Source organism: Agrobacterium leguminum (assembly GCF_005144435.2).
Lineage (GTDB): Bacteria > Pseudomonadota > Alphaproteobacteria > Rhizobiales > Rhizobiaceae > Agrobacterium > Agrobacterium leguminum.
Window position 1 is genome coordinate 889,638 of the sequence record NZ_CP120212.1, and the last position, 24,784, is coordinate 914,421.

At 59.8% G+C, this 24,784-nt stretch carries 24 protein-coding genes; 16 read left to right on the plus strand and 8 right to left on the minus strand.

Annotated features, from left to right (window positions below):
- The first annotated feature begins 129 nt into the window (after positions 1 to 129).
- From CFBP4996_RS18680 to CFBP4996_RS18700, 5 genes are all read left to right on the plus strand, one after another.
- Positions 130 to 333, plus strand: coding sequence for a YdcH family protein (locus CFBP4996_RS18680; protein WP_003497661.1), 204 nt, complete (start codon positions 130 to 132; stop codon positions 331 to 333).
- 48 nt (positions 334 to 381) lie between these two features.
- A complete protein-coding gene (gene purE, locus CFBP4996_RS18685; protein ID WP_035236741.1) occupies positions 382 to 849 on the plus strand; it encodes a 5-(carboxyamino)imidazole ribonucleotide mutase in 468 nt (155 codons plus the stop codon).
- A gap of 11 nt (positions 850 to 860) precedes the next feature.
- Positions 861 to 1,937 carry a 5-(carboxyamino)imidazole ribonucleotide synthase gene (locus CFBP4996_RS18690; protein WP_080854246.1) on the plus strand — a complete coding sequence of 359 codons (1,077 nt, stop codon included), beginning with the start codon at positions 861 to 863 and terminating at the stop codon, positions 1,935 to 1,937.
- A 147-nt stretch (positions 1,938 to 2,084) separates the two neighbouring features.
- Positions 2,085 to 2,210 carry a type B 50S ribosomal protein L36 gene (gene ykgO / locus CFBP4996_RS18695; RefSeq protein ID WP_003497670.1) on the plus strand — a complete coding sequence of 42 codons (126 nt, stop codon included), beginning with the start codon at positions 2,085 to 2,087 and terminating at the stop codon, positions 2,208 to 2,210.
- Positions 2,211 to 2,311: 101 nt separating this feature from the next.
- Entirely contained in the window at positions 2,312 to 2,932 is a 621-nt protein-coding gene (locus CFBP4996_RS18700; RefSeq protein ID WP_080854245.1) for a tetratricopeptide repeat protein, read from the plus strand.
- Positions 2,933 to 3,000: 68 nt separating this feature from the next.
- Here CFBP4996_RS18700 and CFBP4996_RS18705 read toward each other — a convergent pair whose 3' ends face one another.
- The 3 genes from CFBP4996_RS18705 to CFBP4996_RS18715 all read right to left on the minus strand — a co-directional run bounded on the left by CFBP4996_RS18705 (position 3,001) and on the right by CFBP4996_RS18715 (position 4,515).
- On the minus strand, positions 3,001 to 3,258 hold the full coding sequence (locus tag CFBP4996_RS18705) for a DUF2312 domain-containing protein (protein WP_020812069.1): 258 nt from the start codon (positions 3,256 to 3,258) through the stop codon (positions 3,001 to 3,003).
- Positions 3,259 to 3,423: 165 nt separating this feature from the next.
- Positions 3,424 to 3,711: a DUF1244 domain-containing protein gene (locus CFBP4996_RS18710; protein ID WP_080854244.1), complete on the minus strand. Its 288-nt coding sequence runs from the start codon at positions 3,709 to 3,711 to the stop codon at positions 3,424 to 3,426.
- Between the two features lie 15 nt (positions 3,712 to 3,726).
- Positions 3,727 to 4,515, minus strand: coding sequence for an N-formylglutamate amidohydrolase (locus CFBP4996_RS18715; RefSeq protein ID WP_020012241.1), 789 nt, complete (start codon positions 4,513 to 4,515; stop codon positions 3,727 to 3,729).
- A gap of 291 nt (positions 4,516 to 4,806) precedes the next feature.
- Here CFBP4996_RS18715 and CFBP4996_RS18720 point away from each other — a divergent pair, with 291 nt between their 5' ends.
- Both CFBP4996_RS18720 and pyk read left to right on the plus strand, forming a co-directional pair.
- Positions 4,807 to 5,193, plus strand: a complete 387-nt coding sequence (locus CFBP4996_RS18720) for a DUF1036 domain-containing protein (RefSeq protein WP_020012242.1) — start codon at positions 4,807 to 4,809, stop codon at positions 5,191 to 5,193.
- Complete coding sequence (gene pyk / locus CFBP4996_RS18725; protein WP_003520375.1) at positions 5,193 to 6,632, plus strand: pyruvate kinase; 1,440 nt, start codon at positions 5,193 to 5,195, stop codon at positions 6,630 to 6,632. The genes CFBP4996_RS18720 and pyk overlap by 1 nt, the downstream gene beginning before the upstream one ends.
- 86 nt (positions 6,633 to 6,718) lie before the next feature.
- Here pyk and CFBP4996_RS18730 read toward each other — a convergent pair whose 3' ends face one another.
- On the minus strand, positions 6,719 to 8,626 hold the full coding sequence (locus tag CFBP4996_RS18730; protein WP_035261053.1) for a peptidoglycan L,D-endopeptidase MepK: 1,908 nt from the start codon (positions 8,624 to 8,626) through the stop codon (positions 6,719 to 6,721).
- Positions 8,627 to 8,801: 175 nt separating this feature from the next.
- Positions 8,802 to 10,349 (minus strand): sigma-54-dependent transcriptional regulator, encoded by a 1,548-nt coding sequence (locus CFBP4996_RS18735; RefSeq protein ID WP_003520377.1) that lies wholly within the window; start codon positions 10,347 to 10,349, stop codon positions 8,802 to 8,804.
- Between the two features lie 169 nt (positions 10,350 to 10,518).
- Here CFBP4996_RS18735 and CFBP4996_RS18740 point away from each other — a divergent pair, with 169 nt between their 5' ends.
- Positions 10,519 to 12,369: a M3 family oligoendopeptidase gene (locus tag CFBP4996_RS18740; RefSeq protein ID WP_080854243.1), complete on the plus strand. Its 1,851-nt coding sequence runs from the start codon at positions 10,519 to 10,521 to the stop codon at positions 12,367 to 12,369.
- A 99-nt stretch (positions 12,370 to 12,468) separates the two neighbouring features.
- Complete coding sequence (locus CFBP4996_RS18745) at positions 12,469 to 13,104, plus strand: aminotransferase class IV family protein (protein WP_080854242.1); 636 nt, start codon at positions 12,469 to 12,471, stop codon at positions 13,102 to 13,104.
- Here the strand turns inward: CFBP4996_RS18745 and CFBP4996_RS18750 are convergent.
- The gene (locus CFBP4996_RS18750) at positions 13,101 to 14,009 is read right to left on the minus strand and encodes a sensor domain-containing diguanylate cyclase (protein WP_080854241.1); all 909 of its coding nucleotides are present in this window, start codon (positions 14,007 to 14,009) and stop codon (positions 13,101 to 13,103) included. The two genes, CFBP4996_RS18745 and CFBP4996_RS18750, sit on opposite strands and share 4 nt — an antisense overlap.
- A gap of 258 nt (positions 14,010 to 14,267) precedes the next feature.
- Between CFBP4996_RS18750 and CFBP4996_RS18755 the strand changes: the two genes are divergently transcribed.
- The 6 genes from CFBP4996_RS18755 (at position 14,268) to CFBP4996_RS18780 (ending at position 21,351) form a co-directional block, all read left to right on the plus strand.
- Entirely contained in the window at positions 14,268 to 15,713 is a 1,446-nt protein-coding gene (locus CFBP4996_RS18755; protein ID WP_080854240.1) for a homospermidine synthase, read from the plus strand.
- 149 nt (positions 15,714 to 15,862) lie between these two features.
- Entirely contained in the window at positions 15,863 to 16,237 is a 375-nt protein-coding gene (gene omp10 / locus CFBP4996_RS18760) for an outer membrane lipoprotein Omp10 (RefSeq protein WP_003497694.1), read from the plus strand.
- Between the two features lie 216 nt (positions 16,238 to 16,453).
- Positions 16,454 to 18,388, plus strand: a complete 1,935-nt coding sequence (locus CFBP4996_RS18765) for a 5'-nucleotidase C-terminal domain-containing protein (RefSeq protein WP_080854239.1) — start codon at positions 16,454 to 16,456, stop codon at positions 18,386 to 18,388.
- A gap of 354 nt (positions 18,389 to 18,742) precedes the next feature.
- Complete coding sequence (gene hemH, locus CFBP4996_RS18770) at positions 18,743 to 19,777, plus strand: ferrochelatase (RefSeq protein WP_059757715.1); 1,035 nt, start codon at positions 18,743 to 18,745, stop codon at positions 19,775 to 19,777.
- Positions 19,778 to 19,834: 57 nt separating this feature from the next.
- Positions 19,835 to 20,884 (plus strand): SPFH domain-containing protein, encoded by a 1,050-nt coding sequence (locus tag CFBP4996_RS18775; RefSeq protein WP_059757718.1) that lies wholly within the window; start codon positions 19,835 to 19,837, stop codon positions 20,882 to 20,884.
- Positions 20,885 to 20,886: 2 nt separating this feature from the next.
- Positions 20,887 to 21,351, plus strand: coding sequence for an NfeD family protein (locus CFBP4996_RS18780; protein WP_080854238.1), 465 nt, complete (start codon positions 20,887 to 20,889; stop codon positions 21,349 to 21,351).
- A gap of 34 nt (positions 21,352 to 21,385) precedes the next feature.
- Here the strand turns inward: CFBP4996_RS18780 and CFBP4996_RS18785 are convergent, their stop codons facing one another.
- Together CFBP4996_RS18785 and CFBP4996_RS18790 are read right to left on the minus strand one after the other, a co-directional pair.
- Positions 21,386 to 22,381: a KpsF/GutQ family sugar-phosphate isomerase gene (locus tag CFBP4996_RS18785; protein ID WP_003519544.1), complete on the minus strand. Its 996-nt coding sequence runs from the start codon at positions 22,379 to 22,381 to the stop codon at positions 21,386 to 21,388.
- Between the two features lie 112 nt (positions 22,382 to 22,493).
- On the minus strand, positions 22,494 to 22,859 hold the full coding sequence (locus CFBP4996_RS18790) for a PAS domain-containing protein (RefSeq protein WP_020809352.1): 366 nt from the start codon (positions 22,857 to 22,859) through the stop codon (positions 22,494 to 22,496).
- Positions 22,860 to 23,278: 419 nt separating this feature from the next.
- Here CFBP4996_RS18790 and uppP point away from each other — a divergent pair, with 419 nt between their 5' ends.
- Positions 23,279 to 24,778, plus strand: a complete 1,500-nt coding sequence (gene uppP, locus CFBP4996_RS18795; protein WP_080854237.1) for a polysaccharide biosynthesis protein UppP — start codon at positions 23,279 to 23,281, stop codon at positions 24,776 to 24,778.
- Positions 24,779 to 24,784: the final 6 nt, after the last annotated feature.

Genomic DNA, 24,784 nt, shown 5'->3' on the forward strand with positions numbered 1-24,784 from the left:
GAAGGCAATAAGTGGGCAATTTGGTCGCAAGGGATAACTTCCCGTTACCGCGATTTGATGATAGAGCCTCCAGAACGGATGACATACGCGCCGGACACTCTCCGGCTGGCATAAAATGGGGATGACGAGATGCCCGATCAGGACCAGGCGGACATCAGGCTCACGCTGGCGCGGCTGCGCCAGGAGCATGAGGATTATGACGCGGCGATCAACGCGATGATCCAGACCAGCTGCGATGCGCTGAGAATACAGCGCATGAAAAAGAAGAAGCTGGCCGTCAAGGACAAGATGACCCAGCTCGAAGACCAGGTCATTCCCGATATCATCGCCTGAGCCCGGAGACATTACGTGACAGCAGAAACGCCCCCCGTCGCCATCATCATGGGCAGCCAGTCTGACTGGGAGACCATGAAGAACGCCGCCGATACGCTGGATGCGCTCGACATCGAATATGAAGCCCGCATCATTTCCGCCCACCGCACCCCGGACCGGCTTTATGACTTCGCCAATGGCGCGAAGGACGAAGGCTTCAAGGTCATCATCGCGGGTGCGGGCGGCGCCGCCCATCTGCCGGGCATGACGGCCGCCATGACGCCGCTTCCGGTCTTCGGCGTTCCGGTTCAGTCCAAGACCATGTCCGGTCAGGACAGCCTCTATTCCATCGTGCAGATGCCCGCCGGTATTCCGGTCGGAACGCTCGCGATCGGCAAGGCCGGCGCGATTAACGCCGCCCTTCTCGCCGCCGCGGTTCTGGCGCTGAGCGACGAGGACCTCGCCGACCGGCTGGATGCCTGGCGGGCGCGCCAGTCTGCGGCTGTCGCGGAATACCCCATGGACAGCGCCCAGTGACGACAAAAGTGATGGCAAAGACGACCAACCTGACCATCGGCATCATCGGTGGCGGGCAGCTCGGGCGTATGCTGGCGATGGCCGCAGCCCGTCTCAACCACCGTACCATCGTACTGGAACCGCAGGCCGATTGTCCGGCCGCGCAGGCCTGCAACGAGCAGATCGTGGCGGAATATGACGACGAAAACGCGCTTGCGGAACTCGCAAGCCGTTGCGATGTCGTGACCTACGAATTCGAGAACGTGCCTGTCGCGGCCGCCGAAAAGCTCAGCCTCTCCGTTCCCGTCTATCCGCCTCCAAAAGCGCTCAGCGCCTCGCAGGACCGGTTGACGGAAAAACGCTTCCTCAACGGCTGCGGCATCCCGACCGCCGATTTCCGCGCCGTGGACAGCCAGGAAGAGCTGGAGGCCGCATTGGCCGCCTTCGGCGGCAAGGGCGTGCTGAAAACCCGCCGCATGGGTTATGACGGCAAGGGCCAGCGTCTTTTTCGGGGCGGGGAAGACCTCACAGGCGCCTTTGCGGCGCTCGGCGGCGTGCCGCTGATTCTCGAAAGCTTCATCTCCTTCGAGCGGGAAATTTCGATCATTGCCGCCCGTTTCCTGGATGGGACCGTCACCTGTTACGATCCCGCCGAGAATGTCCATCTGAACGGCATTCTGCACACATCAACCGTTCCGGCAGCGCTCTCCAATGCCGCGAAAGCGGTCGCCGTGGAGTCAGCAGAGAAGCTTCTGGCGGCGCTGGAATATGTCGGCGTCATCGGCATCGAATTCTTCGTCCTGCCGGATGGTTCGCTGGTTGCCAATGAAATGGCGCCGCGCGTTCACAATACCGGCCACTGGACGGAGGCGGCCTGCGTAATCTCGCAATTCGAGCAGCATATCCGGGCCGTATCGGGCCTTACACCCGGCAGCACGGATCGCCATTCGGATTGCGTCATGACCAACCTCATCGGCGACGACATCGACGATGTACCGGCATGGCTGTCGAAAAAAGACTGTCTCGTGCATCTCTACGGCAAGACGGAAGCACGGCCGGGCCGCAAGATGGGCCATGTGACCCAGCTTTTGCGCACAGGAAAAGCCTAGTCTTTTAAGGCAAAGACACGGGCAAGTGTTGACAGGCAGGGCTCAAACGGGTATCTGCCTGCCAACCGAAAAGAGCGCGCCCCGTTGCGCGCTTTTGATTGTTTGAATAAGCACGGCAGAAACCGTGCAAAACTGCGGACCAGTAAAATGAAGATCAAGAATTCGCTTAAAGCGCTTAAGGCCCGTCATCGCGATAACCGCCTGGTTCGCCGCAAGGGCCGCGTCTACATCATCAACAAGCAGAACCCGCGCTTCAAGGCTCGTCAGGGCTGATTGACTGCGACTGCGGTTCGCGATCAAGCTCGCGGATCACTTTGTTGACAGAGCAGAAGTTTGCATTTGATATTGGGCGCAGTCGGGTTAAGCTTTAACCCATGCGCCCAAATCGTTTTTGCACGGCTATCATCCTCGTCCAGGGCTTCCTGTTTTCAAGCCTCCCGCTTTCGGGAATGGCTGACATTGCCCATGCGGCGGACGGGCAACCGCCAGCTGTTGCGGACTCCGCGCCCTCACCCGCCAAGACGATCGACACACTTTTTGCATCGCTGAAAAAAGAACGGAATGCGGTCAAGGCGCGCAGCATCGCCAATCAGATCGCCTCCGAATGGAATGATTCCGGCAGCGCAACGGTCAATCTACTGATGCAATGGGCGGGCGAAGCCGCCGACGAAAAGCGCAACGCCGCCGCTTATGATTTTCTCGATCAGGTCATTCTGCTCGATCCGGACTATGTGCAGGCGCCCTATCGCCGCGCCATGGTGCATTTTGCCGATGGCGACACCCGCAAGGCGATGGCGGATATCAACCTGACGCTGGAAAGGGAACCGCGCTATTTCCCGGCGCTGGCAAGCCTTGCCAACATCCTCGAAGCCTCGGGCCGCGACGAGCTGGCGCTGAAGGCGTGGGAACGTTATCTGGCGCTTTACCCCGCCGACAAGGACGCCCGCAAGGAGGCCGTCGACCTTTCGGAAAAGCTGGCCGGCACGCGCGGCTGAATTCGCGAGATGCTCAAACAAAAATCGCCGCAAAAGCGGCGATTTTTCATTGAGGCGTTTTCAGCCGATCATTCCATGCCGAGCGCGGCCATATAGGTCTGGAGAATCGTTTCCTCCTCGATGCGCTCATTGGCATCCTTCTTGCGCAGGCGAATGATGGTGCGGATCGCCTTGGTGTCGTAACCACGGCCCTTCGCCTCGCCCATGACATCCTTGATATCGCCCTGAATGGCGGCCTTTTCTTCTTCGAGGCGCTCGACGCGCTCGATGAACTGGCGCAGTTCCGCGGCGGCGACGGTTTCGGTGGTGCTCGTATCGTCCATCATATCATCCTTCATTGGCGGCCCGCATGCGAGCCTTGTTCATTATATCCGGGCGAAGCCTTCGCCGGCCGCTGCCGGCGGGCAGCAGAATTCCGGCCTGTGAACTGCCCACTGAAAGGCGTCGCGTCAAGTCGTTTCCGTCGATCGGGGTTATTCCCTGGGCCTGTTCTACTCGAAGGCGGCTTTCTGGGCATCACTCGCCTCCGCCTGATATTTTTCCTTCCAGTCCTCATAGGGCATCCCGTAGACGATTTCCCGGGACTCTTCCTTGCTGAGCGGAACACCGGCCTCCTCGGCCGCTTCCCGGTACCAGTTGGAAAGGCAGTTGCGGCAAAAGCCGGCGAGATTCATCAGGTCGATGTTCTGCACGTCGTGACGTTCGCGAAGGTGCTGCACGAGACGGCGAAATGCCGCCGCCTCGAATTCGACCTGCCGATTGTCGTTTTCATTCGTCATGGCAAAACTCCAGACTCAATAGGGGCCGGTGCGGGAGGCGAACAGCTGATATTCATGCAGGACGGGATCGTCGTTCATTGCGGCGAAAATGGGAGCGAGTCGGTCCGACCATTCGGCGATCCCCTCTTCATTTGCGATCAGATCCTGCCGAACCTCGAGAAGCGCATGCGGTATGCCCTTCATCATGCAATGGCGATACATGGTATCTCCCTTGAGCGCCCCGTCATAGGGTTCGTTGTCGCCGACGAGGATGTCGCCCGTGGCGCGCAGATGCGCCAGAAGCGGATCGACCGCACGATGATCCGTATCCCACAGAACCGCCGCATGCCACGGCCGCGGCGTTTCCTTCCAGAATGGCGTGTAGGAATGCAGCGACAGAACCAGCGGCGCTTCTTCCGAGGCCTCGGCCACGCCGGTCAGCACACGGTCCACGGCATTGTGATAGGGCCGGTGAAAAATCTCGATCCGCCTTTGCCATTCCTCGTCCGAAATCGGATGGTTGCCGGGGATGATCGCCCCGTCCGAAATCTTCATGATGAGAGTGGGATCATCCTCGCCGCGATTCGGATCGATCAGCAGCCGAGAAAACCGCCCGAGCACCGCCGGCACGCCAAGGCGCGCGGCAAGTGAGCGCGTCAGCCCCTCTATACCGATATCAAATGCGATATGGCGATGAAAAGCGGTTTGCGGAAGGCCAAGTTTGCCGTAGTGTGCCGGCAGGAGGTTCATGGCATGGTCCGCCAGAAGAACCATGCCTTTGTCATAATCGCCTTCTATGATTTCATAGGGTATGAAGTCGTTCATCGATGATTTTCTGGGGCAGGATTGAGGAGAGAAGCTTGATGGCATGGCTTGAGGCCGGGCGCAAGTTGCGGCGAAAGAACAGCCATCTACCTTATCGCACTCACGATCCCACGAACAATATAATCGATTAAAATCGCGTTGACTTTCTTGGGCGGCCACGCCAAGAAGTGTGTTCATTATAACCATGGAATCCGGATGGAAGCCGTGACTCAGTCATCTCTCGCTCTTCCTCGCCACTTTCGGCATATCGCCCGTCTTTTTTCCGCAGCGGCATTGTTTCTGACCCCGTTCATGATCGCGGCGCCCGCGCATGCGGATTTTCGCGTGTGCAACAGCACGCAGAACCTCGTGGGGGTCGCAATCGGCTACCGGGCACAGGAGGGCTGGGTCAGCGAAGGCTGGTGGCAGGTCCCCTCCTCGACCTGCGCGACGCTGATCGAGGGTGAGCTGCAGTCACGTTATTATTATCTCTATGCCGAAGATGCCGCCCATGGCGGCCGCTGGACCGGTGACGTCAACATGTGCGTGGCGGAAAACGAGTTCAAGATCAACGGCGTGGACGATTGTTTTGCCCGCAGCTTCCAGAGAATGGGTTTCAAGGAATATGACACGGGCAGACAGGGCAGCTGGATGGTCCAGCTCTCCGATACGCCAGGCACACAGGGAAATCAAAACTGATGAAGCGTAACCGCAAAGTCAAAATTCTTGCAACTCTCGGCCCGGCCTCTTCCGAAGAGGCGATGATCGAGAAGCTGCATCTTGCTGGCGCAGATCTTTTCCGGATCAACATGAGCCATGCGAGCCACGACGTGATGCGGACGCTCATTCAGCGTATCCGTTCTGTCGAGAGCCGTACCGGCCGCCCCATCGGCATTCTGGCCGACCTGCAGGGTCCCAAGCTGCGCGTCGGAAAATTCGCCGAAGGCAAGGTCGAACTCGTTCCGGGCCAGACCTTCACGCTGGACAATAACGACACGCCCGGTGACAACACCCGCGTTTTCCTTCCCCATCCGGAAATTCTCGAGGCGGTCAAGCCCGGCCATCGCCTGCTGATCGACGACGGCAAGCTGCATCTGCGCGCTGAAAAGAGCGACGGCAAAAGCATCGTCACCACCGTCATTTCCGGCACCCGCATTTCTGACCGCAAGGGCATCAGCCTGCCGGATACGTTGCTCGGCGTCGGCGTTCTGACCGACAAGGACCGCGTCGATCTCGACGCCGTTCTCGCCACCGGCGAAGTCGACTGGGTGGCGCTTTCCTTCGTCCAGCGTCCGGAAGACCTTGCGGAAGTGCGCAAGATCGCACGCGGCCGCGTCGGCCTGATGTCCAAGATCGAAAAGCCGCAGGCTGTCGAGCGCATCGAGGAAATCATCGAGCTTTCCGACGCACTGATGGTCGCCCGTGGCGATCTCGGCGTCGAAATGCCGCTGGAAGCCGTTCCGGGCATCCAGAAGCAGCTGACCCGCGCCTGCCGCCGCGCCGGCAAGCCGGTCGTGGTCGCCACGCAGATGCTGGAATCGATGATCACAGCGCCTGTACCGACCCGCGCCGAAGTCTCCGACGTCGCCACCGCCGTCTTCGAAGGCGCGGACGCCATCATGCTTTCTGCTGAATCCGCCTCCGGCGACTATCCGGTCGAAGCGGTTTCCACCATGGCCTCCATTGCCAGCACGGTGGAGCAGGACCCCTATTATTCCAATATCATCTATGCGCAGCGCGCCCAGCCGGAACCGACCGGTGCCGACGCCATTTCGCTTGCCGCCCGCCAGATCGCCGAAACGCTGAAGCTTGCGGCGATCGTCACCTATACGTCCTCGGGCACGACCGGCTTGCGCGCCGCGCGCGAACGGCCGCAGGTTCCGATCATCGCACTGTCGCCGATCATCCAGACCGCCCGCCGCCTGTCTGTCGTCTGGGGCCTGCACTGCGTCGTCACCGGCGATGCCAGCGACCTCGACGACATGGTGAACCGCGCTTGTCGCATCGTGGTTTCCGAAGGTTTCGGCAAGCCGGGCGATCGTATCATCATCTCCGCAGGCGTGCCGCTCGGCACTCCCGGCGCAACCAACATGGTCCGCATCGCCTATATCGGCTCAGACGGCCAAAGCGGCGTCTAAAGCTTCAATATCCCGCATAAAAAAAACCCGCCGGTAACGGCGGGTTTTTTGTTGGCCTCTCGGCCGTCTTACTTATGAAAGCAGGCTCAGTGCATCTTCACCGGCGTGCTGAAGCGGCTGGATTCGATGGCAACGGCACCGGGCTTGAAGCTCGCCGAGGTGGCGGAAGCCGACATGTCGCTGCTGAGCATGCGGTTGGCGACAACACGCGGCGCCTTCACCGAGCGCCCAGTCGTACCCTTGTTCTGGTTGAGCGCCCAATCCGAAATCAGATCCTGCGTCAGGCGTCCACCGCCCACCATGGCCTGCTGGGAAACGGCGGCATCCTGCCTGCTCGGGCGCGAACCCTTGGTCGGCATGCCGGCGCTGAGGCCGCCATTGATGGCGGGCTTCAGGTCGAAAGCATCACCGAAGCCAGCCTGCGGTTCAGCCTTGGCCGTTTCAGCGGGTGCGACGGTAACCTTGTGGTTGACGGCGGCCGGGAATGGCGCGGCTGTCGGCATGGCAGCCGACTGGACCTGCGACCGGGCGGCCTGACCGCTCTGTTCAAGAGCCGCAACCACCGTCGGCGAAAGCGTATCCTCCTGCGCCTCGGCGAGATCGTCCTCACCTTCGGGGTCGGCATTGGCCGCCGCCAGCAGGGCTTCCGCCACGGCCGGACGATTTGCGGGAACCGGAACAGAAGCGAGTTCGCCGGTCGCAGCCGGTGTCGCACCATCTGCGGAAGCCGTCAGGATCGATCCTTCCGCATCACCTTTCATGCCACGGGGCCCAAGAAGTGTAGGCACCGGCACGGATACTTCAGCCAGATCGGCAAATTGCTGGCGCTCGGCCGGCGCGGAAGCCGGAGTCGGCGTGGTCGCTGCCTGCAGGGCATCCTGTGCGGCATTGCGGGCCGGCGAATAAAGCGCGGTCGCAAGGCCGGTATTGGCTGGCGGCTGGTTGCCGAAGGCAGGTCGGGCCGTCGGCAGCGGCGCATCGTTCACGCCGGGAAGCGCCTGTGCCGAAGCAACTGCAATTGTGGGTTCAGGCTCGGGAGCCGCCTGCTGCGGAGCCGCCGGACGGGCGACAGCCGGGCGTTCTGCGGGCTCCGGCGCTGCGATGCTATCGGGATCTTCATCCTCGTCGCCGCCACCGCCAAAGAGGGCCTGCAACAGGGTCTTGCGCTTGCCGCCGCCAGATGAGGCAGGGCCGGCACCGGCGCTGGAAGCAACCTGAATGGAGGAGGAGCTGACGCGCTTCTTGTAATCGGCAAGCGCCTGCTCGTAACCGGGAAGCGGCTTGCCGTCGGAAGGAAGATGCAGCGTATTGCCGTTCGGGAAGATGCGGACGAGTTCCTGGCGGCTCATGCGCGGCCAGGCGCGAACGCCGCCGACATCCATGTGCACGAAGGGAGAGCCCGACGTCGGATAGAAACCGACGCCACCGATCTGCATCTGCATACCGATTTCACGAAGGCGAGCGAGCTTCACACCGGGGATATAAAAATCCATGGCCTTGCCGAGCATGTGCTGGCTTTTTTCCGCGACACCCTTGGTGCGTGTCCGCAGCAAACCGTTGGTCTCCGGCGAGCGGAAGGCCGAAACGACGTTGATATAGTCGGTCGCGCCGCTGCGGCGATAAACTTCCCAGACGAGATCGAAAAGGCGCGGGTCCATGCGTGTCGGCTGGTTGCGACGCCAGTCACGCAGGAAGCGGTTCAGCTCCTGCAGACCTTTCTGGTCATATTTTCCATTGCGCTTGAAGGTGATGACCGCCTTCTCGCGTGTATGGATATAATACAGTTTGAGGCTGCGCGTCTCGGCGGCGGCTTCCGTCGCCGAAACACCTACGAAAGGCATTGCGGCGAGCATCAGGCAGGCAAAGGTGACAGCGCGCGCCGACAGCTTCGTGCATATATCCTTGATCAAGCCGCGCGCGATCTTTGTCGAAAGCGCGTTATTCCGATGCAGATATGGCAATTCGATCCCCGCCTGGAAGACAATTTCTGTCACATTGCCTCAAATGAACGTCAAATACGGTGACACGATGGCAAAATTGCCACACACATACAACCTTCCTCTACATAGTGAATCAGCCACTAACAAGAGGTTTATAGACGGTAAGCGGATATCCTTGCTCAGAAGTTAACGAATTTACGATCTGCCTTCGAATGCGGGGTTTGTGCGGTCAGGCTGCATCTCGAAGGGGATCGTCGGGATCGATGCCATAATCCTTCAGCTTTCGGTAAAGAGTCGAACGGCCGATGCCGAGCTTTCTGGCGACCTGGCTCATCTGCCCGCGATAGAAGCGCAGGGCGAAACGGATGAGCTCCTCCTCGATCTCGGCCAGTTTGCGGATATTGCCCGATTCATCCATACTGGAGATCAGGTTTCCGCCCCGGTAGATGGTGGTGGAAATATCCGACGGCTCCTCGATGACGGCGTGGTTTTCAGCGGCCGGTGGCGGAGCCGGTGAATAGGCCGCAAGCTTCAGCGACGCTCCCGATGGTGTGCGGATGACATCGTCCGCATCGTCGCCGGTCGAAAATTCCGGCAGCTGAAGCGCGATCTGCGGAAAATCGGAATCCGACAGTTCCTCGCCCTGCGAGAGCACCACGGCGCGGAAGACGGCGTTTTCAAGCTGGCGGATATTGCCCGGCCAGTCATAGGCCGTCAGCAGCGCCAGCGCGCTGGCGTTGAGGCCGACGGGATTGGGCAATTTCTGTTCCGCCGAAAAGCGCTCGGCGAAAACCCGCGCCAGATGGGGAATATCTTCCTTGCGGCGGCGCAGCGCCGGAATGGTGATCGGGAAGACGTTGAGGCGATAATAAAGGTCTTCGCGGAAGCGACCTTCCTTCACCTCTTCGATAAGGTTCTTGTTGGTGGCGGAGATCAGCCGCACATTCACCTTCTGCACCCGCGCGGAGCCGACGGTTTCGATTTCACCCTGCTGGACCGCGCGGAGCAGCTTCACCTGCACGTCCAGCGGCAGATCGCCGATTTCGTCGAGGAACAGCGTGCCGCCATCCGCCTCCATGAATTTGCCGACATGTTTTTCCGTCGCGCCCGTGAAGGCTCCCTTTTCGTGGCCGAAGAGGATGCTTTCCACGAGATTATGGGGAATGGCGCCGCAATTGACGGTGATGAACGGCTTGCTCGCCCTGTCGCCGGCCGACTGGATGGCGCGGGCGACCATTTCCTTGCCCACACCGGATTCGCCTTCCAGCACCACGGGAATGCTGGACTGGGCGGCGCGCTGCGCGAGTTCAATGACCCTCAGCATTGCGGGGCTTGCGGAAACGATATCGGTAAAATTCACTGCATTGCTCCGTCCGCGCCGGCCCGTGCGGGCCTTTGCCTCTCTCCTGTCGAGCTTGAGCGCATTGGAGATGGCAGCGCCGATCCTTTCCGGCGAAACCGGCTTGACGACAAAATCGAAAGCGCCGGCGCGCATGGCCTGCACGACGGTATCGATGCCGCCCTGCCCCGTCTGGACAATGACGGGAACATCGGTGCCGAGTTCGCCGATAGCTTTGAGAAAGGTAAGCCCGTCCATTTCAGGCATCATGAGGTCGAGGACGATGACATTGATCTCGCCGCTATACTGCTTGAGCAATTCCAGCCCCGCCTTGCCGTTTTCGGCGAGCAAGGCGAGATGCCCATAACGTTCCACCGCATTTTTGAGCAGGCGGCGCTGGACGGGATCATCGTCTATCACGAGAACATGCGCGGTCATTTTTAGCTCCGGTTTCCGGTTTATGGACCTGCTTCATGCGGTCCCTTATTCCGCACTCTGGCATGGGAGACTTGAACATCCAGTTTTGAGAATTGCTTGCATTTTATCCATTGTCGCGGGAAACAAGGTCCCCATATGCTTCGCACGCATAATCAGAAGGACACGTTCGATGACCCTCAACTGCCCTACCCCGCAACCCGTCTTCTCCCTTGCCGAAACCGCCGGTCCGGCGCTTGGCGACCTGCCCGGCTGGAAGCTCTCGGACCTCTATCCGTCGGGCGATTCGCCGGAATACAAGGGCGATCTCGACAAGGCGGCGTCGATGGCGGCGGCTTTCGAGAAGAAATGGAAGGGCAAGCTTGAAGCTGCCGCGAAGGCGACGGGCGAAAACGGCATCGGTGCCGCGCTCAGGGAATATGAAGCGCTGGACGATCTCATCGGCCGCATCGGCTCCTTTGCCGGGCTCACCTATTTTTCCGATACGTCGAACCCGGCAAACGGCAAACTTTACGGCGATGCCCAGGCGAAGCTGACGGATATTTCCTCCCATCTCCTGTTCTTCACCCTTGAGCTCAACCGCATCGACGACGCCACGATGGACGCCTGCATGGCGAATGACGCCGCAGCGGGTCACTACCGCCCATGGCTGGTGGATTTGCGCAAGGACAAGCCGCACCAGCTCGACGACCAGCTGGAACAGCTTTTCCTCGAAAAATCGATGACCAGCGCGGCGGCCTTCAACCGTCTGTTCGACGAGACGATGGCCGATCTGCGTTTCGACATTGACGGCGCGAGCCTGCCGCTGGAAGTGACGCTCAACATGCTGCAGGAGCCGGAGCCGGAAACCCGCAAGAAAGCGGCTCAGGCGCTGAGCGCCACCTTCAAGGACAATCTGCGCGTCTTCACGCTCATCACCAACACGCTTGCCAAGGACAAGGATATTTCCGACCGCTGGCGCAAATTCGAGGATATTGCCGATAGCCGCCATCTCGCCAACCGCGTCGAGCGCGAGGTGGTCGATGCCTTGGCGGCGGCGGTCAAGAAGGCCTATCCGCGCCTCTCGCATCGTTATTACGCCATGAAGGCGAAATGGCTCGGCATGGAGCAGATGAATTATTGGGACCGCAACGCGCCGCTTCCCGATACATCGAACACGATCATTCCCTGGGATGAGGCAAAGGACACCGTGCTTTCCGCCTATGGCAATTTCGCCCCCGAGATGGCCGATATTGCCCGCCGTTTCTTCGATGAAGAATGGATCGACGCGCCGGCCCGCCCCGGCAAGGCGCCGGGCGCCTTTGCGCATCCGACCGTGCCCTCAGCCCATCCTTATGTGCTGGTCAACTATCTCGGCAAACCGCGTGACGTGATGACGCTTGCCCACGAACTCGGCCACGGCGTTCATCAGGTTCTGGCCGGCGAACAGGGCGCCTTGATGTGCGCGACGCCGCTGACGCTTGCCGAGACCGCCTCCGTCTTCGGGGAAATGCTGACCTTCCGCAAGCTGCTCGACGACACCAGGGACATCCGGGAACGCAAGGCCATGCTCGCCCGCAAGGTCGAGGACATGATCAACACGGTCGTGCGCCAGATCGCTTTTTATGAATTCGAGCGCAAACTGCACACGGCCCGCAAACAGGGAGAACTGACCTCCGAGCAGATCGGCGAATTGTGGCTGTCCGTTCAGGCCGAGAGCCTGGGCCCGGCAATCCGGATTTCCGAAGGCTACGAGACATGGTGGACCTACATCCCCCATTTCATTCACTCGCCCTTTTATGTTTATGCCTATGCCTTCGGCGACTGCCTGGTGAACTCGCTCTATGCGGTTTACCAGAAGGCCGAGACGGGTTTTCAGGAGAAATATTTCGAGCTCCTGAAGGCGGGCGGCACCAAGCACCATTCGGAGCTTCTGAAACCCTTCGGCCTCGATGCGACCGATCCCTCCTTCTGGGACAAGGGGCTTTCGATGATCGAGGGGCTGATCGACGAGCTCGAAGCGCTGGATAACAAACAGGCTTAATCTCTTCCGCCGGCAGGGCTATCCTATTTCGGACAAGCTTTGCCGGTTGATATTGCCGGCGGAAGACACCGGCAACAATTCAGGCGACGAGCACAGGCAATGAAACGCAAACCCGCCGATCTGACCTTGAGGGAAACCCTGCGCTGGGAGCCGCAGACCGGCTTTCAGCGCATCGACCAGCATATGCGCCGATTGCTGCGCTCCGCCGACGCGCTCGGTTTTCGCGCGCCGGTCAATGCGGTTCAGGTGCTGGAAAAGAAGGTGGGCGGCGAAAAGCCGCTCTGCGTCAGGCTGGTGATGAACTACAAGGGCGAACTCGATATCGAAACCGCCGACTTCCAGCTCTTGCGGCAGGATGCCGTCTGGCGGGTTCGCATCGCCCGGCAGACCACGCTCGATTCCTCCGACACCTTCTATCGCCACAAGTCCTCACGCCGCGAGCCCTATGATGCCGCCCGGGCCGAATTTTCAGCCGGGGAGGCCGACGAGGTGCTGCTGCTCAACGAGCGCGGCGAGTTGTGCGAGGGATCGTCGACCAGCATTTTCGTCGAAATGCCGGATGGGCAATTACTGACGCCGCCGCTCGACAGCGGCATTCTGCCGGGTGTGCTGCGCGCCGATCTGATCCGCGAACGCAGGGCGCGCGGACAGGCTCTGAAACCGGAAGACGTTGCCGGCCGAAAGCTCTTCGTCGGCAATTCGCTGCATGGGTTGATTGCGGCGGAACTCGTCTAAACAGTCACCGCCAGAAGCCGGTCGCGGCCTTTTTCCTTGGCCGCATAAAGAGCCTGATCCGCCCGCATGAAAACATCGTCGGCGCTTTCGGGCGTGCGATAGACCGTCAGCCCGGCCGAGCAGCTGTAGGAAAAATCCGGAAATTCGGAGAGGGGCCTCGAAAGGCGCACCTTCTGCAGCAGCCGTTCGACGATCTCCCGGCCCTCGGCGACCGTGCTGCGCGGCAGGATGAGCATGAATTCCTCACCGCCGATCCTGCCGAAACAATCCACCCGCCGGATGACGGAATGGGCGATGCCGACGAAATCGCGAAGCACCGCATCCCCGCATTTATGACCGAAACGATCGTTGATCTGCTTGAAGAAATCGATATCGAGCGTGCAGAGGCAAAAAGGCGTTTCCAGCCCCTTGGCAACCCGCTCCACCTGCAAAGCCAGCTTGGCGAAAACGAAACGGCGGTTTGCCGTTCCCGTCAATTCATCCGTCTGCGAGGCGCGGACTGCCAGATCCCGATCCTGCCGCAGCGTTCTGTAACCCTGGCGCAATTCGGTGACGTCGCTTGCAACACACAGCATCCAGCCATCCTGCTGCACCGTTTCCGTCATCCAGAACCAGCGGCCGTCATGCATATCCATCTCAAAGGCGCGGTAAGGCAGCTTGCCGCGCCGGGACTGCGCTGACAGCAGCCATCCCTCGAAATCATTATTGCGCACGACGACACCGGTGCGCAGCCGGTGGTTCAGCCGCATGATATCCGCCCAGGTCGGGAAATCGCCGGCGGCGAGCTGAAAGCTTTCCCGAAACGACGGATTGGCATGGCGCAACCGGTCCTCGGAATCGTAAAGCGCAATAAGAACGGGGGTGGCACTCTGAAGCGCTGCGACACGCTCGATAAGATTATTCAACAGGCAACTCCCCCGTGATGGCGAAAATTCCCCCGTCGTCATCCGGCCAAAGCCCCCAAGCCTTTGGACATAGAGAGGAAAAGAAGAACTTAATTATAAACGCACTCTCTAAAATGCGAAGAGGCAGAATGCGGTGGAAAGGGTGCGCGCGACCGCCTTGCCGTCGCCATCGTCATATGTCCGTCATCCACCTGCCCTTTATTGTGGCACGCTTTTGTGATCTAGCTTACTTATTGGCTGAAAAAGGAAAATTGACGAATGACGGATGCAAACCACCCGATTTACGGCGATATTGACGGCCCCATCATCATGATCGGCTTCGGCTCCATCGGGCGCGGTACTCTTCCGTTGATCGAACGTCATTTCAATTTCGACAGGACCCGGCTCGTCGTCATCGACCCACGCGAAGACATCGCCGCCTTTCTGGCCGAGAGGAACATCCGCCATATCCAGACGCATCTGACCAAGGAAAACTACCGCGAGATTCTCAAGCCGCTCCTCAAGGGCGTTCAGGGCCAGGGCTTCTGCGTCAATCTCTCGGTCGATGCCGCCTCCGTCGATCTGATGCGGATCTGTCGCAAGCATGGCATGCTTTACATCGACACGGTCGTCGAACCTTGGCCCGGGTTTTATTTCGACGCCGATGCCGACAATGCGGCCAGAACCAATTATTCGCTACGCGAGACCATGTTGAAGGAGAGGGCGCGCAAGCCGGGCGGCACGACGGCGGTTTCCACCTGCGGCGCCAATCCGGGCATGGTGTCCTGGTTCGTGAAACAGGCACTCGTCAATCTCGCCAAAGATACCGGCCTCGACATCGAGGAGCCGCAGCCGCATGACCGCGATGGCTGGGCAAAGCTGATGAAGCGGCTTGGCGTCAAGGGCGTTCACGTGGCCGAACGCGACACCCAGCGGGCGAAAGAACCCAAGCCCTTCGGCGCTTTCTGGAACACATGGTCCGTCGAAGGTTTTATCGCGGAAGGTTTTCAGCCGGCCGAACTCGGCTGGGGAACGCATGAAAACTGGATGCCGAAAAACGCGAAAAAGCAGAAAAAGGGAAGCAAGGCGGCGATCTATCTCGATCAGCCCGGCGCCAATACGCGGGTGCGCACATGGTGCCCGGGCCTTGGGCCGCAATACGGATTTCTCGTCACGCATAACGAAGCGATTTCGATTTCCGACTATTTCACCGTCCGCAACGAAGATGGCGACGTGACCTATCGGCCGACCTGCCATTATGCCTACCATCCCTGCAATGACGCCATTCTTTCCCTGCATGAGCTTTTCGGCAATGGCGGCACCCCTCAGCCGATCCAGCATGTGCTCGGCGAAGACGAGCTTGTCGACGGCGCCGATGAACTCGGCGTTCTTCTTTATGGTCATGACAGGAATGCCTATTGGTATGGCTCGCGGTTGAGCCTGCAGGAAGCACGCTCCCTCGCCCCCAACCAGAATGCGACCGGATTGCAGGTCAGTTCCGCTGTGCTCGCGGGCATGGTCTGGGCGATTGAGAACCCGCAGGCCGGCATCGTCGAGGCGGATGAAATGGATTACCGCCGTTGCCTCGAGGTGCAGCGCCCCTATCTCGGACCCGTCGAGGGACATTATACCGACTGGAAGCCGACCGATGGCCGCCCCGGCCTGTTTCCCGACAATATCGATACGTCCGATCCCTGGCAGTTTCGCAACATTCTCGTGCGCTGACGGGACGGAGTCTCATATTTGTCACGCCGGGGCTTTCCTGCACGACATCAGGAACCGGGGAGAGCGAACAACGTTGCCTTGAAATAAGCAACGCTTCGCGGCATGGTCGAAGCACAGAAGGTTTCATCGAATCGCAGGAGAACAGGCTCATGAACTTCAAGACAAGCGCTGCTTTGCTTTCAGCCGCCATCGCGGTGTCTTCATGCGTCGCGCCGGGTCCCTCCCAGCAGACCTCGATGGCGCCTTCGCTTGCCCGCGGCCCGGCCGTCGACGGTCGCTGGATCGACCGCAACGGCATCGTATCGACGTTCCAAAACGGAGCCTTCTCCACCCGTTCGACCGACACAAACACGCTTCTGGCCTCCGGCACCTATGTAACGATTTCGCCGACGCTTTACGAAATCAACATGACCTCACTGGTGCGCAACACGCAGTCGCGCGTCAACTGCGCCCTCGTCTCCCCGTCACAATTGAACTGCACGACAGACACGAACAGCCAGTTCTCGCTGACGCGCCAAGGCTGATAACGTCACCTTTTCAAAGAGATGATCTTCTGGAACGCACGCCTCAGGCGTGCGTTTTTGTTTATTGTGCGCCTGTCATAATTTCGCTTGCGGCGACTGCCGCTAAATGGAAACATCGCGCTTTGAAAGACTGACATGATTTCAGATTAGAAAATGAGCACGGCCGGAGGATGATCGACCGGCCCGGGCTTCCGCTTTGAACAGGAGAGAGGGACCATGAAGAAAATTTTGGGACTGGGCATGCTGAGCGTTTCGGCGATAACGCTTTCGGCTGGAGCGGCTCTGGCCGATTACGAGCTCAACATTCTTCACATCAACGATTTTCACTCCCGTATCGAATCGATCAACAAGTTCGACTCGACCTGCTCGGCGGAAGAAGAAGGCAAAAACGAATGCTTCGGCGGCGCCGCCCGTCTTCTGACCGCAATCAATCAGACCCGTGATGCCCTGAAGGCCCAAGGCAAGAATGTCCTCCTGCTCAATGCCGGCGACAATTTCCAGGGATCGCTGTTCTACACCACCTACAAGGGCACGGTGGAAGCGGAAGTGCTGAACGCCATGAAGTTCGACGCCATGACCGTCGGCAATCATGAGTTCGACGACAGCGAAGACGGACTTGCCGGCTTCCTCGACAAGGTGCAGTTCCCCGTCGTGACCGCCAATGTGGTGGCAACCGCCGCCTCGAAAATCGGCGACCGCGTCAAGCCGTCCATCGTGCTCGAAGTCGGCGGACAGAAAATCGGCATCGTCGGCGCGGTGGCCAACGACACGGCTGAACTGGCAACGCCCGGTCCCAATATCACCATCGCCGAAGATGTCGCGAAAATCAGCGAGCAGGTGCAGAAGCTGAAGCAGGACGGTGTCGACAAGATCATCGCGCTGACCCATGTCGGCTATCCGCGCGATCTCGAATTCATCGCCAAAATCCCTGACGTCGACGTCGTGGTCGGCGGCCACACACATACGTTGCTTTCCAACACCGACCAGAAGGCCGAAGGTCCCTATCCCACCCTCGTCGACAATCCCGGCGGCTACAAGGTTCCGGTCGTTCAGGCCGGGCAGTACAGCAAATATCTGGGCGACCTCAAAGTGGTCTTCGACGACAGTGGCGTGGTCAAGGAAAGCAAGGGCGATCCCATCCTGATCGACTCCTCCTTCAAGCCCGATGAAGCCACGCTGAAGCGCATCGATGAGCTGAAGGCGCCGATCGAGGCTCTGAAATCGAAGGTCGTCGGCTCCTCGGAAGGCCCGATCGAGGGGGACCGCAAGGTTTGCCGCGTGAAGGAATGCTCCATGGGCAATCTGGTGGCCGATGCGACGCTTGCCCGCGTCAAGGATCAGGGCGTGACCATCGCTTTCGCCAATAGCGGCGGCCTGCGCTCCTCCATCGATGCCGGCGATGTCTCCATGGGCGAAGTGCTGACGGTTCTGCCGTTCCAGAACACCGTCGCGACCTTCCAGCTGAAGGGCGAGGACATTCGCGCCGCCCTCGAAAACGGCGTCAGCCAGATCGACGACGGCGCGGGTCGTTTCATGCAGGTCTCCGGCCTGAAATATTCCTTCGACCGCTCCAAGCCGGCCGGCGGCCGTGTCGTTTCGGTCGAGGTCAAGGAAGGCGACGCCTTCGTGCCCCTCGATCCTGCCAAGACGTATATCGTCGCGGCCAATAATTACGTTCGTACCGGCGGCGACGGCTTCAAGGTCTTTGCTACCAAGGCCATCAACGCCTATGACTTCGGCCCCAACCTCGAGGAAGCCGTTGCGGCCTATATCACCGCCAACAGCCCTTATAAGCCCTACACGGATGGCCGCATCAGCGAAGTAACGCCTGCCGGTTATGTCGCTCCGCCAAAGCCTGCGGCACCTGCACCGGCCGCACCTGCGCCGACCGCTACACCCGCTCCCGCAGCACCTGCCGCTACTGCACCTGCTGCCACAGCACCGGCCGCCACGGCTCCGGCCACGACGACGCCCGCCGCTGCCGCTGCAGCCGCCAGCAAATATGTCGTTGAAAAGGGCGACTCGCTCTGGAAGATCGCAGCGGAGAAATATGGCGACGGCGCTCTCTGGAGCAGGATTGCCAAGGCAAACACGCTGAAGCATCCGAACCACATCGAGATCGGCGAGGAGCTGGAACTGCCGGCTCAATAAGCCGGACGGGAACGGGCAGGGCAATTTGCCGCAGACAGGAAGCCGGCCCTCGGAGATCGGGGCCGGCTTCTTATTTTTCTTTTAAAAACAATTCTTTACAGATCAAATTTTGGCGAAGGACATCCTGCAGCGCCTCCCGCCCCGGAAATAGCCTCCGCCGGTGGTTCAATCCTGAAAAATTTCGTCTAGAACACGTGAACAAATTGACGGCACGAGCGTATAGCTCGGGCATTGCCGGCCCAACCCCGTCGCGGTTTGCGTTCGGCACGCATAAACAGAAGATGGAGCGTTTCCGCCCTTATCCGAAACGGAACCGCTCCTCACGCAACCAGTCCGAGTTTCAGGGTGTCATTCATGGCGACAGAACTATCCGCACTCCCCGCAAACCATCCCCGCACGGCATTTGGCAAGGTCGGCGTCCTGCTCGTCAACCTCGGCACGCCTGACGGGACGGACTATTGGCCGATGCGCCGTTATCTGGCGGAATTCCTGAGCGACAAGCGGGTAATCGAATGGTCGCGTCTCTACTGGTATCCGATCCTTTACGGCATTGTTCTCAACAAGCGCCCGCAGAAAGTCGGCAAGGCCTATGAGGAAATCTGGAACCACGAGCGCAATGAAAGCTATCTGCGCACCTATACTCGCAGCCAGGGCGAGCTGCTGGCGGAAGCGCTGAAGGACCTGCCCAATGTCGCGGTCGACTGGGGCATGCGTTACGGCCAGCCCTCCATCGCCTCGAAGATCGATGCGCTGAAGGAACAGGGTTGCGAAAAAATCCTGCTTTTCCCGCTTTACCCGCAATATGCCGCATCGACCACGGCAACCGTGAACGACAAGGCTTTCGAGCATTTGATGAAGCTGCGCTGGCAGCCCGCCATCCGCACCGTACCGCCCTATCACGACGATCCGGCCTATATCGAAGCGCTCGCCACCTCCGTCAAAAACCATCTGGCGACGCTGGACTGGGAGCCGGAAATGCTGATCACCTCTTTCCACGGCATTCCGCAATCCTATTTCAAAAAGGGCGATCCCTATTATTGTCACTGCCAGAAAACCGCCAGGCTGCTGCGCGAGGCGCTGGGGCGGACAGAGAAAAATTTCATGATCACCTTCCAGTCGCGTTTCGGACCGGAAGAATGGTTGCAGCCCTATACCGACAAGACCGTGGAAAAGCTGGCCTCGGAAGGCATCAAGCGCATCGCCGTGATGAATCCCGGCTTCGTTTCGGATTGTCTTGAGACACTGGAAGAAATCGCCGGTGAAGCGGGCGAGATTTTCCTGCATAATGGCGGAGAGAAATTTACCCATATTCCCTGCCTGAACGACAGCGCCGAGGGCATGAATGTTCTCGAAAAGGTTGTGCGGCGGGAGTTGCAAGGATGGGTGTAATCTTGCCATAACGATGCCGAGGTAAAACCCGGACGGTTCTGATCAGGAGGAAAAGTGATGATTGCATTGGGCGGTTTCGACATCGTCGTCATGGCAGCGGTGGTTCTCGTTATTCTGGTGCTGTTTGCCGGCATCAAGACCGTGCCCCAGGGGCATCGCTACACGGTTGAACGGTTCGGGCGCTACACCCGCACGCTCGAGCCGGGCCTGAACCTCATCGTGCCGTTCTTCGAAACCATCGGTTCGAAAATGAACGTGATGGAGCAGGTCCTGCATATACCGACACAGGAAGTCATTACCCGCGACAATGCCAGCGTCTCCGCCGACGCCGTCACCTTCTATCAGGTCCTCAATGCCGCGCAGGCCGCTTACCAGATCGCCAATCTGGAAATGGCCATCGAAAACCTCACCATGACCAATATCCGTTCGGTGATGGGCTCGATGGACCTCGACGAATTGCTGTCGAACCGCGACGCCATCAACGATCGCCTGCTGCGCGTGGTGGACGAGGCGGTGGGACCATGGGGCATCAAAGTCACCCGCATCGAAATCAAGGACATTGCACCGCCGAAAGATCTCGTCGATTCCATGGCGCGGCAGATGAAGGCCGAGCGCGAAAAACGCGCGCAGGTGCTGGAAGCCGAAGGCGCCCGCAATGCCCAGATTCTGCGCGCGGAAGGCGCAAAGCAATCCGCCATTCTGGAGGCGGAAGGCCAGCGCGAAGCGGCGTTCCGCGATGCCGAGGCGCGCGAGCGTCTGGCCGAGGCTGAAGCCAACGCCACCCGCATGGTCTCGGAAGCCATCGCCGCCGGCAATGTCCACGCCATCAACTATTTCGTCGCCCAGAAATATACCGAGGCTCTGGCGGAGATCGGCACGGCGAAGAATTCCAAGATCGTACTGATGCCGATGGAGGCTTCGGCGCTGATCGGTTCCCTCGGCGGCATCGGCACGATTGCGAAAGAGGTCTTCGGCGACAGGGGCGATGCGCCGACTGCCCCTGCCCCGTCCACATCGTCCCGCTCCGTGCCGCCGACGCGGCCTTCCGGCCAGAGCATCAACGTCACGATCCCCGGTAATCCCTTCGGCTCTTCATCGGAGAAGTGATGATGTTGCAACGGCTTGCCACTGAGCTGGGACCATGGAGCTGGTGGATCGTCGCCTTCATGCTTCTGGCCGCCGAACTCATCGCTCCCGGCGTGTTCCTGATCTGGATCGGCCTCGCCGCGCTGGTCATCGGCGCGGTCTCGCTGCTTTTGTGGGATGCGGTATTCTGGGCCTGGCAATTGCAGCTGGTGCTGTTTGCCGCGCTTTCCGTCGTCTTCGCCCTGCTCGGCCGGAAATATTTCGGCAGGAACCGGGCGGCAAGCGACGAACCCTTCCTCAACCAGCGAGAAGCAAGCCTTGTCGGCCGCACCGCGACCCTTCAGGAACCGATTGTCGAAGGGCGTGGCCGCATCAGGCTGGACGATACCTGGTGGCCGGTCAACGGCGAAGACCTGCCGGCCGGCACCCGGGTGAGGATCGCTTCCGCACGCGGACGCACGCTGACAATCGAGCCGTTGAACCGATAGATTCAGACCAGCTTTTTCAGGATCGGCGGTGGCTTCAAGCCACGCCAATTCTCAAGAGATCGTGGAAATGCACCAGCCCGATGGGCCGGTTGTCGTCATCGATGACAATCAGCGCGCCAATGTGGAATTTTTCCAGCGTTGCCAGCGCGCTGGTCGCCAGCACCGATTTTTTGACGGTCTTCGGCGTGCGGGTCATGATGTCATCGACCGTCATCTCGGCGAGGTTGCGCGACAGGTTGCGCGCCATATCGCCCTCGGTGACGATGCCGCACAGGCGGCCATCCTCGTCCAGAATGCCGACACAGCCGAAATGCTTGCGGGAGAGAACCCCGACCGCTTCCGGCATGGCCGTTCCCTTGTTGACGAGCGGCACACGATCACCGGTATGCATGATATCGCTGACCAGCGTCAGGCTCGCCCCCAGCTTGCCGCCGGGATGAAACACCTTGAAATCGCCAGCAGTGAAATTGCGCGCCTCCAGCAGCGCAACAGCAAGGGCATCGCCCAGCGCAAGCTGCATCAACGTAGAGGTCGTAGGCGCAAGGCCGAGCGGGCAGGCTTCCTGCTCATTGGGAACCAGCAGCACGATATCGGAAGCCTGCGCCAGCGATGAATTTTCCGAACAGGTGAGCGCGATCAGCGGAATGGAGAAACGGCGCGAATAGTTGATGATGCTGCGCAGTTCCGCGCTTTCACCGCCCTTGGAAATGGCCAGCACCACATCGTCGCCGCCGATCATGCCCAGATCGCCGTGATTGGCCTCTGCCGCATGCACAAAAAAGGCAGGCGTTCCGGTGGAGGCGAAGGTGGCCGCAAGCTTCGCGCCTATGTGGCCGCTTTTCCCGACCCCGGTAATGATGAGACGGCCATTGGACTGGCCGATGGTCTCAATCGCCTTGCAGAATGGGTCGGAAAGACCGTTCCTCAGAGCATCCTCAAGGGCGGCAAGGCCAGCCCGCTCCATCGAAATCGTCCGCACGGCGGATTCGATGGCATTGTCTTCGACCAGTTTGACGGCGCGCGTAATCATGGCCGACTGTTACTCTTTCAGTCGGAATAAGTCCACTCTCCAGCCGGCCAGCGCCGGGTTTTAGTAGATGTCGTCCGAAAATGCTCAACGGTGTCGGTACAACGACATGTCATCAATGACGCCGATCCGGCGGAGAAATCTCCTCCATCGTTCCAAGCCGCTTGAAAGGGATGTTTTCCTCGTCGACCAGATATCGCCCGAGCGTCCTTACCCATGAGACCGAGCCGTCGCTGCGGCGCACGGCATATTCCTGATTATAAAAACTCGCGGCCTTGAGGGTAATCAAAGCCGTTTCAATCACACGGTTTCGATGATCCAGGTCCACTTTTTCAAGCATCTGAAAAATGCTGATGCCCTGCATCGCCTGCCGCAGTGGAATCCCGAAGAGTTCAGCACATACTTCGTCTAGATAGAAACGGTCATTGGTAATATCCCAACAATAAAAACCGACCTGCTTGGTGTTCAAAACGGGATTCATGAAACGACGCTGTCACACAAAATAAAATTCAATACCACTTGCTGAGCAATAGAAGATCAGCCCCTATAAACTATAGGGCGATTCCGTGCCGAATTGAAACGTTTTAATCTTCTCATATTAGGAATATTTTGCATTCTTGACCATTTTCCTCCAGTCATGGTGACGGGGGAAATCGGCCCGCCGGGTCCGATGATCGGCGCCGTTGGCTTTGCGCCCCTGCCATAACACTGAAATCCCGGCGATCTTTATCAACTGTTAACCATAAAAAACCTATTGTTAAAGCGATGTTAAAACTTGCGTCGCCTGTCTGGTCCCTGGTTTCTTCACGTCATTTCATCGGCCTGTCACTCATCGGGCCTGAGGAGATGTCTTGGTGGCCCTTCGATCCGGCATCGGCCAAACTCGCCGGGTGAAAAGGAATGAACGTGAAGGGCACCGCCACACGTCTGCCGACGTCGCGGAAAGCAGCAACCCTGCTGCTCGCCTGCACGATTTTTTGCCCGCAGGGAAGCGCCTTCGCGCAGACTGCAACGACAGCCATACCCGTCTTGCCGGGCGCCGCTTCTGCCGTCGACGGAGCAGCTTCACCCACGCCGGCGACGGACAGTGGGGTGAGCACTGGCACTGTCCCGGCCACAGCTACGCCCACGCCGGCACCGCAACTCTGGCGTCCGTCCAACAATCCCGGCGATCCGATTTACGAACAGCAGGACGACGCAGGCCAACCCTATGCCGAGGCCGAAAACCCCTATGAGCCGACGGTGGACGGTGGCGAAAATCCACGGATAGCGACCGAACCCGGCCAGACGCCCGGCATCCGGCTCGGCACATTCCTGCTGCGGCCTTCGATCAGCCAGACGATCAATACGGAAAAGCAGACGAATACCGGCGGTCCTTCCAGACGCAACTATCTGACGACAGGCATACGCGGTACGCTCACCAGCGACTGGTCCCGTCACGCCTTGACGGTGACGGGCGACGGCGCCTGGGAGAGGAACTTCGGCAGCGACAAGGACGGCGAAGAACCCCGGGCCAGGATAGAGGCCGATCTGCGCCTTGATCTCGGCGAAGAAACGACGGCCAATCTCAAGGCCGGTTACGAATTCAGCCGCGAAGACACGACGGACCCCAATGCTCTCACCGGCGCTGCCGTGCAGGGCGGCGAACACCGCTTCACCAGCAGCGCATCGATAGAGCGGGATTTCGGCAAGCTGCGCAGTCTGGCGGCGCTCGATCTGTCGCGCACGGTCTATACGGATGCGAAAGGCGTCGACGGCCGGCCGATCAGCCTCAGTGACCGCGACCAGAACGGCGCGAACCTGCGCGGACGCATCGGTTATGAATTGTCGCCGGCGCTCATCCCCTTCCTCGAACTGAATGCCGGGACGACCAAATATGACAGGCGTCTCGACAATTCGGGCTATGCCCGCTCCTCCAATGCCTATGGGGCGAAGGTCGGCGCGGAAATCGATCTTGGCGAGAAGACCCGTGGCGAGGCCGCCATCGGCTATCTGCGCAAGCAATATGACGACGATCGCCTCGCCTCGATCGGCGCATTGACGCTGGATGGCGAACTCAACTGGTCACCCCAGCGCGGCACCAATGTCAATCTCGGCCTGCGCACGACGATAGAGGACTTTGCCGGCGGACCGCAGGGTGGCTGGGTTTCCTATCGGCTGGATGCCGGCCTGACCCACGAATTGCGCAGCAACCTCGTTGCCCGCCTGACGGGGCAGATCGTGCATCGCACATTCCCCTCTTCCGACACGGAAAATGCCGTGGAATATACCGCAGGCGCCGGCCTGACCTGGGGGCTGAACCGCTATCTCGACCTGACGGCGGACGTCAGCTACCAGTGGACGCCGGTTTATGACAGCAGCGAGCTGCGTGTCGGCGCAGGACTTGTCCTCAAGCGATAGGCTTCG